Source organism: Enterobacter sp. CPE_E890 (genome assembly GCF_046521475.1).
GTDB classification, from domain to species: Bacteria; Pseudomonadota; Gammaproteobacteria; order Enterobacterales; family Enterobacteriaceae; genus Enterobacter; species Enterobacter adelaidei.
Map to the genome: position 1 here is coordinate 2099434 of NZ_JBKFZW010000001.1, position 12880 is coordinate 2112313.

Below are 12880 nucleotides of genomic sequence, written 5' to 3' on the forward strand. Positions count from 1 at the left end.
TTTTGCCTATTGCAGTGGTGATAGCATTAATAACACTGATGCATCCGGGCATGGTCCATTGCTGGATTTTATTTTCATCTTTGCAGGTTTTGTTGGGCGTAATGTTCGCAGAGCCTCTGAAGAAATGGAAGTTGCCGGACAGGCAATGAACAGAGTCGAAGGGATGATGGATTTGGAGGTTGGTAGAAATGTTGTTTCAGCAGTTGCCACAGACGGTTCTTCATTTACTCCAGGAGATGCCTTAAACGCGCAAAAGGGATTTTTCGAAGATTTTTTGCGCCAACAAGATATTTTAGTAGATGGCTGGCAAAGTAATAACAAATTTAGCGCGTTCTATAATAGTGATAGCCGTAAATTGAAAGGCACAATAAAACTTGTGCTCAACAAGGAAGGTGGGTTTACAGCTAGAATTAAGCTTACGAAAAGAAGAGCATATCGCTTAAGTTGGGGGGGAAGTTCGGGTGTTATATTTAGGAGACCAAGCCAGACGGTGGCTAAATATTATCTTGATTCCACTGTGCATAAAACCTTTATCAATCATTTTGAACGTTCGGTGCGAAGCCGTTTTCTGCATGCCCTACCAGATTATGCCGAGGCCTCTCAACTCTTTAGACCACGCCGACAAGGTCCGCGCATTGCCGTTGAAAATCTAAATTTACCCCCTGCCTATGATACACTGGGTTTATTGTTTGATTCTGCACCTCCCGCATATAGTGAAGTGTAAACACGTTTTATTTTGCCGATATATAGTGTAAATCTTCCAGGCCAGGCCATTCGGTATGATTGAATAAGCGCCATCTCCAGGGTGGTGCTTACATATGCTGCCTGCCCGTTGTTCACTGCAAGACAAAAATCTATCTTAAAAATAGGCATTTCCGATGCATATTTTATTTTTTCCTCTTCCTTCGTGTTTTTGGATGAATAATACATTATTTATCAATGTATTGAACAATTAAATCCATCCCTCCGGCCTGTCGCAACAGGGTCTATGCTTAATAAAAGTAGCCAAAAAGGGCGGTTTAGCCGAATGCCCCTGCTGCCAGAGGGTTGAAGTGATAATCGTTATCACTAACATGGTGTTATGCCCTGATGGCTAATCAGATGAGGTGGACCTATGGAACTGCATTCAGAAACCTTCAATCCTGCCGATTTTACCTGGCGCGGTTTAACGCTCACGCCAGCGGCGGCGGCACATATTCACGAGCTGGTGGCGAAAAAGCCCGAGATCCTCGGCGTGCGCCTTGGAGTCAAACAGACGGGATGCGCAGGCTTCGGCTACGTGCTTGATACCGTCACCGAACCCGAGAAAGATGATCTGGTCTTCGAGACCGACGGCGCAAAATTGTACGTCGCGCTGCAGGCCATGCCCTTTATCGACGGTACAGAAGTGGACTACGTACGGGAAGGTTTAAACCAGCTGTTCAAATTTCACAACCCGAAAGCCCAGAACGAATGCGGCTGTGGCGAAAGCTTTGGGGTATAGGCGGAACTATGTCTCGTAATACTGAAGCAACGAGTGAAGTAAATACCTGGAGCGGGGGGCACCTCAACTATAAAGAGGGGTTCTTCACCCAGCTGCAGACCGACGAGCTGGCGAAAGGCATTAACGAAGATGTCGTGCGGGCGATCTCGGCGAAACGTAATGAGCCAGAGTGGATGCTGGAGTTTCGCCTGAGCGCTTACCGCGCGTGGCTGGAGATGGAAGAGCCGCACTGGCTGAAAGCGCATTATGACAAGCTGAATTATCAGGACTACAGCTACTACTCAGCGCCATCCTGCGGCAGTTGCGACGATACATGTGCCTCTCAGCCTGGCGCAGTACAGCAGACTGGCGCTGAAAACAGCTTCCTCAGCAAAGAGGTGGAAGAAGCCTTCAACCAGCTGGGCGTGCCCGTACGTGAGGGCAAAGAGGTGGCGGTAGACGCCATTTTTGACTCCGTCTCAGTGGCAACCACCTACCGTGAAAAGCTGGCAGAGCAGGGGATCATTTTCTGTTCCTTCGGTGAAGCCATTCACGAGCACCCGGAACTGGTGAAAAAGTACATTGGGACCGTGGTGCCCTCTAACGACAACTTCTTTGCGGCGCTCAACGCGGCGGTGGCCTCTGACGGTACCTTTATCTATGTGCCGAAAGGCGTGCGCTGTCCGATGGAACTCTCGACATATTTCCGCATCAACGCCGAAAAAACCGGTCAGTTTGAACGGACCATTTTGGTGGCCGATGAGGGCAGCTATGTCAGTTACATCGAAGGGTGTTCCGCCCCGGTGCGTGACAGCTACCAGCTGCACGCGGCGGTGGTGGAGGTCATCATCCATAAAGATGCCGAGGTGAAATACTCGACGGTACAAAACTGGTTCCCGGGTGACGGCAATACCGGTGGCATCCTGAACTTCGTGACCAAACGTGCGCTGTGCGAAGGTGAAAACAGCAAGATGTCGTGGACCCAGTCAGAAACGGGCTCGGCTATCACCTGGAAATACCCGAGCTGCATTCTGCGTGGGGATAACTCCATCGGTGAGTTCTACTCTGTGGCGCTGACCAGTGGCCATCAGCAGGCCGATACCGGGACCAAGATGATCCACATCGGGAAAAATACCCGGTCGACCATCATCTCGAAAGGCATCTCCGCCGGACACAGCCAGAACAGCTATCGTGGTCTGGTGAAAATCATGCCGACGGCCACCAATGCGCGCAACTTTACCCAGTGCGACTCGATGTTGATTGGCGCGGACTGCGGGGCGCATACCTTCCCGTACGTTGAGTGTCGTAACAATACCGCCCAGCTTGAGCACGAGGCGACGACGTCGCGTATTGGGGAAGATCAGCTCTTCTACTGCCTGCAACGCGGGATCAGCGAAGAAGATGCTATTTCGATGATTGTGAACGGCTTCTGTAAGGACGTGTTCTCTGAACTGCCGCTGGAATTTGCCGTTGAAGCCCAGAAACTCCTCGCCATTAGTCTTGAACACAGCGTCGGTTAAGGAAAGCACATGTTACGTATTAAAGATTTACAGGTTAGCGTGGAAGACAAAGCGATCCTGCGTGGCCTCAATTTTGATGTCAAACCGGGTGAAGTTCACGCCATCATGGGGCCGAATGGTTCCGGGAAAAGTACGCTTTCAGCGACGCTGGCAGGCCGTGAAGATTATGAAGTGACCCACGGCTCGGTCGAATTTAACGGCAAAGATCTGCTGGAAATGTCCCCGGAAGATCGTGCGGGAGAGGGCATCTTTATGGCCTTCCAGTACCCGGTAGAAATCCCTGGCGTCAGTAACCAGTTCTTCCTGCAAACGGCGCTGAATGCGGTGCGCAAGTATCGCGGCCTGGAGGCGCTGGACCGCTTCGATTTCCAGGATTTGATGGAAGAGAAGATCAAACTGCTGAAAATGCCGGAGGATCTGCTCACCCGCTCGGTTAACGTTGGTTTCTCTGGGGGTGAAAAAAAACGCAACGACATCCTGCAGATGGCGGTTCTGGAACCCGCGTTGTGCATTCTGGATGAGACCGACTCCGGTCTGGATATTGACGCCCTGAAGATTGTCGCTGACGGCGTTAACTCCCTTCGCGATGGTAAGCGTTCGTTCATTATCGTCACCCACTATCAGCGTATTCTTGACTACATCAAGCCGGACTACGTCCACGTGCTTTACCAGGGGCGCATTGTGAAATCGGGTGATTTTACGCTGGTTAAACAACTGGAGGAGCAGGGTTATGGCTGGCTTACCGAACAGCAGTAATGCGCTCCAGCAGTGGCACAGACTGTTTGAAGCCCAGGGTGAGACACGCTCTGAGCAAGCGCAGCAGCATTTACAGCAGATGCTGCGTCTCGGCCTGCCTTCGCGAAAGCATGAGAACTGGAAATACACCCCGCTTGATGGCCTGATGAACGGCGAGTTTGTCACCCGTCTGGCGGATATCACCCCGGTGCAGCGCGATGCGCTGGCACTGAGTGTGGATGCCGTGCGTCTGGTGTTTGTCGATGGTCAGTTCCGCCCGGAACTGAGCGATGACACGCAGGAGAGCGGGTTCGGCATCGCGATTAACGACGATCGTCAGAGCCTGACGACAGCAGTTCAGCCGGAAGTGTTTCTGCATCTCACTGAAAGTCTGGCGCAATCTGTGACGCATATTAATGTGAAGCGTAACCAGCGCCCGGCCAAACCGCTGTTGCTGATGCATATCACCCAGGGGCTGGACGGCGACGAGATCAACACGGCTCACTACCGCCATCATCTTGAACTGGCTGAGGGGGCGGAAGCCACGGTGATTGAGCATTACGTCAGTCTCAACGATATCCGACACTTTACCGGATCGCGTCTGACGATGAACGTTGCCGCCAATGCCCATCTTCACCATATCAAGCTGGCGTTTGAGAATGCGCAGAGTCACCACTTCGCCCATAACGATATTTTGCTCGGTCAGGATGCCGCAGCCTACAGCCACAGTTTTCTACTCGGTGGCGCCGTGCTGCGCCATAACACCAGCACGCAGCTTAACGGTGAAAACACCACGCTGCGCATCAACAGCCTGGCGATGCCGGTCAAAGCGGAAGTGTGCGACACGCGCACCTGGCTTGAACACAACAAGGGCTACTGCAACAGCCGTCAGTTGCACAAAACCATTGTCAGCGACAAAGGGCGTGCGGTGTTTAATGGCCTGATTAACGTGGCGCAACACGCGATTAAAACTGACGGGCAGATGACCAATAACAATCTGCTGCTGGGGCGACTGGCGGAAGTGGATACCAAGCCGCAACTGGAGATCTACGCCGACGACGTGAAATGCAGCCATGGTGCGACGGTCGGGCGGATTGATGATGAGCAGATGTTCTACCTGCGTTCCCGTGGCATCGACCAGCAGGCGGCGCAGAAAATGATTATCTATGCGTTTGCCGCCGAACTGACGGAAGCGTTGCACGATGGCCTGTTAAAACAGCAGGTGCTGGCCCGTATTGGTCAGCGTCTGCCTGGAGGCGAAGTATGAGTTTTCCCGTAGAGAAAGTGCGGGCAGATTTTCCGGTTCTGACCCGTGAAGTAAACGGTCTTCCTTTGGCCTACCTGGACAGTGCGGCCAGCGCACAGAAGCCGAATCAGGTGGTGGATGCGGAAGCCGAGTTCTACCGTCATGGCTACGCCGCCGTGCATCGGGGGATCCACACGCTGAGTGCTGAAGCGACTCAACGCATGGAGAATGTGCGTACGCAAATAGCCGCCTTTCTCAATGCACGGTCACCGGAAGAGCTGGTGTTTGTGCGGGGTACCACGGAGGGGATCAACCTTGTCGCCAACAGCTGGGGCAACGCGCAGGTCCACGCAGGTGACAACATCATCATCACCCAGATGGAGCATCACGCCAATATTGTGCCGTGGCAGATGCTCTGTGAGCGTGTGGGGGCGCAATTGCGGGTCATTCCGTTGAATGAAGACGGGACGCTGCAGCTCGAGCAGCTTGACGCATTACTCGACGATAAAACCCGGCTGGTGGCGGTCACTCAGGTCTCCAACGTACTGGGGACGGAAAACCCGGTCGCAGAGATTGTCGGGAAAGCCCATCAGGCCGGCGCGAAGGTGCTGATTGACGGTGCTCAGGCGGTAATGCACCACACGGTTGATGTTCAGGCGCTGGACTGTGATTTCTACGTCTTCTCCGGGCATAAGCTGTATGGCCCAACGGGGATTGGCGTGTTGTATGTGAAAGAGGACATCCTGCAGGCGATGCCGCCGTGGGAAGGCGGCGGGTCGATGATCGCCACCGTCAGCCTGTCGGAAGGGACTACCTACGCCCGTGCGCCGTGGCGTTTTGAGGCGGGGACACCTAACACAGGCGGGATTATCGGACTGGGGGCGGCGGTCTCTTATGTCTCCGCGATCGGCCTTGATAGTATTCAGGAGTACGAACAGCTGCTGATGCACTATGCGCTTGCGGAGCTTGCCAGCGTGCCGGATCTGACCCTCTATGGACCTGCTGACCGGCAAGGGGTGATCGCGTTTAATCTCGGGAAACACCATGCCTATGACGTGGGCAGTTTTCTCGATAACTACGGCGTTGCGGTCCGTACCGGACACCACTGCGCCATGCCGCTGATGGCGTTTTACCAGGTGCCGGCAATGTGTCGCGCGTCGCTGGTGATGTACAACACAATGGAAGAGGTCGACAGACTGGTGGCAGGGCTAAAACGTATTCACCAGCTGCTGGGCTAACGGAGAGGCAAAATATGGCAGAGTTGCCGGATAAAGATAAATTGCTGCGTAACTTCGGGCGTTGCGCGAACTGGGAAGAGAAGTATCTCTATATTATTGAGCTGGGACAGCGTTTACCCCCGCTCAGTGAAGAGGCGCATAACCCGGAGAATACTATTCAGGGCTGCCAGAGCCAGGTGTGGATTGTGATGGAGCAAACTCACGACGGCACAATCCAGTTGCACGGCGACAGCGATGCAGCGATTGTAAAAGGGCTTATCGCCGTGGTGTTTATTCTTTATCACCAGATGTCGGCGCAGGACATTGTTGCGTTTGATGTCCGCCCGTGGTTTGAAAAAATGGCTCTGACTCAACACCTCACCCCCTCCCGTTCCCAGGGACTCGAAGCGATGATTCGCGCCATTCGCGCTAAAGCTGCAATCCTTAGCTAGACTTATAAAACAGCATTCATTCTGTTTCGCGAGGTGGTTCCCGCCTCGCTGGTTTTTCAGCTTTCTGACGTTCTGTCAGTGAATAAGGAATCTCAGCATGAAGCGCGCGTTTCTCATAACTCTATTACTCCTTGGTTCGCTCGGTGCTCTTAATTCGGCCCGCGCGATGGACTACCCATTGCCGCCCGCAGGCAGTCGTCTGATTGGGCAAAATCAAACCTACACGATACAGGAAGGGGATAATAAGCTGCAGACCATTGCCCGCCGGTTTAATACTGCAGCCCAGGTGATCCTGGAAACCAACAATACTATTGCGCCGATAAACCCTGCCCCGGGAACCGTTATTACCATTCCGTCGCAAATGCTGTTGCCGGATACGCCCCGCGAGGGGATTGTGGTGAATCTCGCTGAGCTTCGGCTCTACTACTTCCCGCCGGGAGAAAACATTGTTCAGGTTTTTCCGCTCGGCATTGGACAACTGGGGCTGGAAACACCCGTCACGACCACGCGGGTGAGCCAGAAAATCCCTAATCCCACCTGGACACCAACACCGGGCATCAGAGCACGCTCTCTGGAGCAGGGGATTAAATTACCTCCGGTTGTACCCGCCGGGCCGAATAACCCGCTAGGACGCTTTGCACTGCGTTTAGGCGTGGGTAATGGGGAATACCTGATCCACGGCACCAGTGCGCCGGACAGCGTCGGCCTTCGGGTCAGCTCTGGCTGTATGCGGATGAACGCCCCGGATATTAAAGCTCTGTTTGAACAGGTACGGGTTGGCACGCGGGTACAGATTATCAATGAGCCCGTGAAGTTTTCCGTCGAACCGGATGGTAAACGCTATATTGAAGTCCACCGTCCGCTGGCGCAGGTTGAGGGGGAAAACCCGCAGGTTTCGCCAATCACGCACTCCGCAGACTTTGCGACATTTGTTTCTCAGGTGGGAAGTGATAAAACGCTTATCAATAAGGCCCTGTCACGCCGTGCCGGGATCCCGGTTGTTGTATCGTCGGGTAGCGCGCCATCAGCCAGTAATAACGTGTTGTCGGTGCAGAACAGTCAGGCGTCTGCTGCCGTAGCGGAAGATGAAGGGGAGAAGGTGACGCAGTAGCAGTTTGATGCAGGCAAAAAAAATGGCGCACAATGTGCGCCATTTTATTAACAGGTACTATTACTTACGGTATTTAGTAGCCTGGTTGTCCAGACGCTGGTTAGCGCGAGCTGCGTCGTCTTTAGCAGCCTGAACGTCGGAACGCATTGCGTTCACGTCGTTGCTCAGCTGGTCAACTTTAGCGTTCAGAGTCTGAACGTCAGAAGACAGCTGATCGATTTTAGCGTTGCTGGAGCAACCAGCCAGCAGAGTAGAACCCAGGATTACCGCGCCCAGTACCAGTTTAGTACGATTCATTATTAATACCCTCTAGATTGAGTTAATCTCCATGTAGCGTTACAAGTATTACACAAAGTTTTTGGGTTGAGAATATTTTTTTGATGGGAATACCCCTATTTTTGATCGTTCGCTCAAAGAAGCATCGAATCAGCCCTTTTCGGGCAAAAATCTATGTAAAAAAAGGCATTTATCATCGGATTCATCTTAGATAATTCGCAATTAAATAGAAAAACCCGATTTGCATTTTGAATGACTTTGGCTAATGCCAGGAATAAAAAAAGCGCCCCGAGGGGCGCTTTTTACCAAAATTAATTCGTTCGGGAATTATTACAGCACGTGAACAGATGCTGTATTGGTAGTTCCGCTTGGTACCAGTGCACCAGAAACCATAACCACAACGTCACCTTTCTGAGCCAGGCCACGATCAACCAGCTCCAGAGCCACTTCTTTACCCAGGCGATAGAAATCATCGGTAGAGGCAATTTCTTTCACCAGGTGAGGCACAACGCCTTTGCTCAGTACCAGCTGACGAGCAGTGGTTTCATTGGTGGTCAGTGCCAGGATGGTCGCATCCGGGAAGTATTTACGCACAGCGCGAGCAGATTTACCGCCCTGGGTGGCAACCACGATCAGTGGCGCTTCCAGTTTCTCTGCAGTTTCAACTGCACCACGGCACACCGCTTCAGTGATGCGCAGTTTACGGCTGTCGTTGTTGTAATCCAGACGGCTTTTCATCACACGGTCGGTGCGTTCGCAGATGGTGGCCATGATGGTCACTGCTTCCAGCGGATATTTACCCTTCGCGGATTCGCCAGACAGCATAACTGCATCAGTACCGTCGAGGATGGCGTTTGCCACGTCGCCTGCTTCTGCGCGGGTTGGGCGTGGGTTTTTGATCATGGAGTCCAGCATCTGCGTTGCAGTGATAACCACTTTACGCGCGCGAACACATTTCTCGATCATCATCTTCTGCGCGAAGATCACTTCTTCAACCGGGATTTCAACGCCCAGGTCGCCACGTGCAACCATGATGCCGTCAGAGGCTTCGAGGATTTCGTCGAAGTTGTTCAGGCCTTCCTGGTTTTCAATTTTGGAGATGATCTGGATCTTCTCGCCGCCGTGCGCTTTCAGGTGCTCACGGATCTCAACCACGTCGGAACGTTTGCGGATGAAAGAGGCTGCAACGAAGTCAACGCCTTGCTCGCAACCGAAGATCAGGTCTTGTTTGTCTTTTTCAGCCAGTGCTGGCAGCGCGATGGAAACGCCCGGCAGGTTAACGCCTTTGTTTTCACCCAGGTCGCCGTTGTTCAGCACTTTACAGATAACTTTGTTACCTTCGATAGCGGTGACTTCCATACCGATCAGACCATCGTCTACCAGTACGGTGTTACCGACGGACAGGTCGCTGGTGAAGCCTTCATAGGTCACAGCAACGATTTCGCTGTTGCCGACAACGGATTTGTCAGTAGTGAAGGTGAAAGTCTGGCCTGCTTTCAGAGAGACGTCGTTACCGCCTTCCAGTTTGATGGTGCGGATTTCAGGACCTTTGGTATCCAGCAGGATCGCGGCTTTTTTACCGGTCTTGCTCATCACGTTGCGCAAATTCTGGATACGCTGACCGTGTTCTGCGTAGTCACCATGGGAGAAGTTCAGACGCATCACGTTCATGCCGGCATCCAGCATTTTGCTCAGCATCTCTTCAGATTCGGTTTTCGGGCCGATAGTACAAACAATTTTCGTCTTTTTCATGACAGTCTTAGTCTTTAAGTTGGGAAGGATATGGAAATCTCGCTCCTGGGGCGCACCGCCGCGGAGTCAAACCTGTGTTGCAAAAGAGTATATGACACGCACTAAGGATAGGAGACATCAAATGAGCGTGCAGAAGAAAGTGTGCCTGAGTGACAGCCCAACGAAGGAGAGGAGAAGTTGTACGTTGTTTTTTGTATTCCAAGCGCTGAAACCATTCACCAGGGATTAGGCGCGCATTATACGCTGATTTTTAGCTAAAAGGAAAATGGAAACGGTGTTTCAGAAATAATCTGTGAAGTTTCACATAATATTGTTATCAAGGCGTTAAGCCATAATGACAACTTATGGCGGCAGGGGATTAACCTGCCGCATTTTGCTTATTTTTTCAGCGCCTGGCTGAGGTCGGCAATCAGGTCTTTTGGATCTTCAATTCCCACTGACAGGCGGATCAGCTGCGGCACAATGCCGTTTGCCAGGCGTTGCTCCAGCGGAATCGAGGCGTGCGTCATGCTGTAAGGCTGGCTCACAAGGCTCTCAACGCCGCCCAGGCTTTCCGCAAGGGTGAACAACTTCAGGTTGCGAATCACTTCTGCTGCACGTTGCGCATCGCCTTTTACCACGACAGAAATCATTCCGCCGGGCAGCGCCATCTGCGTGCGGGCAAGCGAATATTGTGGGTGCGATTCCAGTCCTGGATAGAACACTTTTTCAACCTGCGGATGTTGCTCCAGCCATTGCGCAATCGCCAGCGCGTTGGTGCTGTGCTTTTCTACCCTCAAAGCCAGCGTGCGAATACCGCGCAGCGTCAGGAAGCTGCTGAACGGATCCAGTACGCCACCGACCGCGTTTTGCAGGTAGCCAAGTTTGTCCGCCAGCGCCTGGTTATCTCCTACCACCGCCAGTCCGGCGACGACGTCAGAGTGGCCGTTAAGGTATTTGGTCGCGGAGTGCACCACGATATCGAAACCCGATTCCAGCGGACGGTGGATCACCGGCGACGCGAAGGTGTTATCCGCCACGCTGATGACGTTATGACGACGGGCGATCGCCGCAATGGCCGCCAGGTCCGCCAGCTTCAGTAGCGGGTTGGTTGGCGTTTCTACCCAGATCATACGTGTATCCGGGCGAATGGCGGCCTCCAGCCCGGCTAAGTCATCCGGTTTAACCCAGCTGACCTGCAGGCCGGTGCTGTGCTTGCGCACGTTCTCGATCAGGCGATACGTCCCACCGTAAACGTCATCGATGGCGACAATATGGCTGTCTTTATCCAGCAGTTCGAGCACCGTGGAAATAGCCGCCAGACCGGAGGCAAACGCGTAGCCGCGCGTGCCGCCTTCCAGTTCGGCGATGGCGGTCTCCAGCGCGTGGCGAGTCGGGTTGCCGCTCCGGGAATATTCATAGCCGGTATGTTCTCCGGGGGACGGTTGCGCAAACGTTGAGGTGGCATAAATCGGCGGCATCACCGCGCCGTGCTGATCGTTGAACTCGCCGCTGTGGACGCTCAAGGTAGCCAGGTTTTTCATCATCTATTCCTTTATTGCTGAAGACGGTTGCGCCAGGCGGTCAGAACGTCGCTGCGCGTAATCAGACCCAGAAAACGGTCGTTGTCATTGATCACGGCCACCAGACCGCGGTCGAAAATGGTATTCAGGTCGCTTTCCGGGGCGCGTTTATCGAGGAACTCCACCTGACGGGTCATGGCCTCAGTTACGGGAAGTGCGAAGCGATCGCCATCGCCGTCGATATTCCGCAGGAGATCCCATTCGTCGATAATGCCGACGACCTTACCGTTCTCCAGCACCGGCAGCTGGGAGATGTCATACAGACGCATGCGTGCCAGGACGGTGGAAAGCGTGTCGTCCGGGGCGGCGGTGACGGTAGCCCCTTCATCGTGGCGCAGGGCGATATAGTCGGAGAGATCGCCTGCCTGCGGGCGCGTGATCAGGCCTTGCTGACGCATCCAGTCATCGTTGAACATCTTCGAGAGGTACTTATTGCCGCTGTCGCAGGCGAAGGTCACCACGCGTTTTGGCGTGGTTTGCGCCTGGCAATATTTCAGCGCGGCTGCCAGCAGCGTGCCGCTGGAGGAGCCTGCCAGAATACCTTCCGTTTTCAGCAGATCGCGCGCGGTGGTGAAGGCTTCCCGGTCGGTGATGCGCCAGGCGCGATTCACGCCTTCGATGTGGGCCAGCGGAGGAATAAAGTCTTCGCCAATCCCCTCAACCAGCCAGGAGCCGGCATCGTGATATTTCCCGGTTTCTACCTGGTCTGCCAGAACGGATCCTGCCGGGTCTGCCAGCACGAACTCCGTGTGCGGAGAGTGCTCGGCGAACCACGCCTGCAGGCCGCCCAGCGTCCCGCCGGAACCCACACCCACTACGATAGCGTCGATCTTGCCGTCCAACTGCTCATACAGTTCCGGGGCTGTGGTGGTGCGGTGTGCCAGCGGATTGGCTTCGTTATTGAACTGGTCGATGTAAAACGCGCCGGGCAGCTCGTTGGCCAGCCGCTGGGCATAATCCTGGTAATAGGCGGGGTGGCCTTTATTAACGTCGGAGCGGGTCAGTACCACCTGGGCACCCAGCGCGCGCAGGTGGAAAATTTTCTCGCGGCTCATTTTGTCCGGTACCACCAGGATCAGCGAGTAGCCTTTCTGAGCGGCGATCAGAGCCAGGCCGAGACCGGTATTTCCCGCCGTCGCCTCAATGATCGTACCGCCCGGCTGCAGCTGACCGGTACGCTCCGCTTCGTTAATCATCGACAGCGCAACGCGATCCTTAATAGAACCGCCCGGGTTCTGGTTTTCCAGCTTCAGGAACAGCGAGCAGGGACCGGTATCAAGCTTATGCAGTTGGATAAGTGGCGTACGGCCAATCAATTCGGTGACGGAGTGATAAATCGTCATGATATTTTCCTTTCTGGATGTCATGACGGGATGATAGGGCGGTGTAATTTTCGCAATAAAGAACCATTCACTGCCGTTTAGAACTGAAAGGAATATAAATGGCGTTTTTGGATGTCAGGATAGCAAGACGTAAAGTTGTCTGGATGTGAGGATGGCTATACCAGTGAGAAATGCTGCAAAAATGACCGATTTTTAAGGGTGTCA

General features: G+C 53.6%; 12 protein-coding genes. 8 read left to right on the plus strand and 4 right to left on the minus strand.

Going from position 1 to position 12880, the window contains the following annotated elements; genetic code table 11:
- The first annotated feature begins 58 nt into the window (after positions 1-58).
- The 8 genes from ACLHV9_RS10395 to ACLHV9_RS10430 all read left to right on the plus strand — a co-directional run bounded on the left by ACLHV9_RS10395 (position 59) and on the right by ACLHV9_RS10430 (position 7743).
- On the plus strand, positions 59-724 hold the full coding sequence (locus ACLHV9_RS10395) for a hypothetical protein (protein WP_133175279.1): 666 nt from the start codon (positions 59-61) through the stop codon (positions 722-724).
- 390 nt (positions 725-1114) lie between these two features.
- Complete coding sequence (gene sufA, locus ACLHV9_RS10400; protein ID WP_028017260.1) at positions 1115-1483, plus strand: Fe-S cluster assembly scaffold SufA; 369 nt, start codon at positions 1115-1117, stop codon at positions 1481-1483.
- A gap of 8 nt (positions 1484-1491) precedes the next feature.
- Positions 1492-2982: a Fe-S cluster assembly protein SufB gene (gene sufB, locus ACLHV9_RS10405; protein WP_028017261.1), complete on the plus strand. Its 1491-nt coding sequence runs from the start codon at positions 1492-1494 to the stop codon at positions 2980-2982.
- Positions 2983-2991: 9 nt separating this feature from the next.
- Complete coding sequence (gene sufC, locus ACLHV9_RS10410; protein ID WP_028017262.1) at positions 2992-3738, plus strand: Fe-S cluster assembly ATPase SufC; 747 nt, start codon at positions 2992-2994, stop codon at positions 3736-3738.
- Entirely contained in the window at positions 3713-4984 is a 1272-nt protein-coding gene (sufD, locus tag ACLHV9_RS10415; protein ID WP_108090122.1) for a Fe-S cluster assembly protein SufD, read from the plus strand. The genes sufC and sufD overlap by 26 nt, the downstream gene beginning before the upstream one ends.
- A complete protein-coding gene (gene sufS / locus ACLHV9_RS10420; RefSeq protein ID WP_108090121.1) occupies positions 4981-6201 on the plus strand; it encodes a cysteine desulfurase SufS in 1221 nt (406 codons plus the stop codon). Before sufD ends, sufS begins: the two co-directional genes overlap by 4 nt.
- Before the next feature lie 14 nt (positions 6202-6215).
- Positions 6216-6632 (plus strand): cysteine desulfuration protein SufE, encoded by a 417-nt coding sequence (sufE, locus tag ACLHV9_RS10425; RefSeq protein WP_028017265.1) that lies wholly within the window; start codon positions 6216-6218, stop codon positions 6630-6632.
- 97 nt (positions 6633-6729) lie between these two features.
- Positions 6730-7743 carry a L,D-transpeptidase family protein gene (locus tag ACLHV9_RS10430; protein WP_407220429.1) on the plus strand — a complete coding sequence of 338 codons (1014 nt, stop codon included), beginning with the start codon at positions 6730-6732 and terminating at the stop codon, positions 7741-7743.
- Positions 7744-7803: 60 nt separating this feature from the next.
- Here the strand turns inward: ACLHV9_RS10430 and lpp are convergent, their stop codons facing one another.
- From lpp to ACLHV9_RS10450, 4 genes are all read right to left on the minus strand, one after another.
- Entirely contained in the window at positions 7804-8040 is a 237-nt protein-coding gene (gene lpp / locus ACLHV9_RS10435; RefSeq protein WP_001082307.1) for a murein lipoprotein Lpp, read from the minus strand.
- 309 nt (positions 8041-8349) lie between these two features.
- Complete coding sequence (gene pykF / locus ACLHV9_RS10440; protein WP_028017267.1) at positions 8350-9771, minus strand: pyruvate kinase PykF; 1422 nt, start codon at positions 9769-9771, stop codon at positions 8350-8352.
- A 377-nt stretch (positions 9772-10148) separates the two neighbouring features.
- Entirely contained in the window at positions 10149-11294 is a 1146-nt protein-coding gene (locus ACLHV9_RS10445; protein ID WP_028017268.1) for a trans-sulfuration enzyme family protein, read from the minus strand.
- Positions 11295-11305: 11 nt separating this feature from the next.
- Positions 11306-12676: a pyridoxal-phosphate dependent enzyme gene (locus ACLHV9_RS10450; RefSeq protein WP_108090119.1), complete on the minus strand. Its 1371-nt coding sequence runs from the start codon at positions 12674-12676 to the stop codon at positions 11306-11308.
- Between the last annotated feature and the right edge of the window lie 204 nt (positions 12677-12880).

Excerpts from the sequence above, each read along its gene's own strand:
- sufC (WP_028017262.1), top strand. The coding sequence starts at position 2,992 with ATGTTACGTATTAAAGATTTACAGGTTAGCGTGGAAGACAAAGCGATC.
- ACLHV9_RS10450 (WP_108090119.1), bottom strand. The coding sequence starts at position 12,676 with ATGACGATTTATCACTCCGTCACCGAATTGATTGGCCGTACGCCACTT.
- sufD (WP_108090122.1), top strand. The coding sequence starts at position 3,713 with ATGGCTGGCTTACCGAACAGCAGTAATGCGCTCCAGCAGTGGCACAGA.
- sufE (WP_028017265.1), top strand. The coding sequence starts at position 6,216 with ATGGCAGAGTTGCCGGATAAAGATAAATTGCTGCGTAACTTCGGGCGT.
- ACLHV9_RS10430 (WP_407220429.1), top strand. The coding sequence starts at position 6,730 with ATGAAGCGCGCGTTTCTCATAACTCTATTACTCCTTGGTTCGCTCGGT.
- sufB (WP_028017261.1), top strand. The coding sequence starts at position 1,492 with ATGTCTCGTAATACTGAAGCAACGAGTGAAGTAAATACCTGGAGCGGG.
- pykF (WP_028017267.1), bottom strand. The coding sequence starts at position 9,771 with ATGAAAAAGACGAAAATTGTTTGTACTATCGGCCCGAAAACCGAATCT.
- lpp (WP_001082307.1), bottom strand. The coding sequence starts at position 8,040 with ATGAATCGTACTAAACTGGTACTGGGCGCGGTAATCCTGGGTTCTACT.
- sufA (WP_028017260.1), top strand. The coding sequence starts at position 1,115 with ATGGAACTGCATTCAGAAACCTTCAATCCTGCCGATTTTACCTGGCGC.
- ACLHV9_RS10445 (WP_028017268.1), bottom strand. The coding sequence starts at position 11,294 with ATGAAAAACCTGGCTACCTTGAGCGTCCACAGCGGCGAGTTCAACGAT.
- sufS (WP_108090121.1), top strand. The coding sequence starts at position 4,981 with ATGAGTTTTCCCGTAGAGAAAGTGCGGGCAGATTTTCCGGTTCTGACC.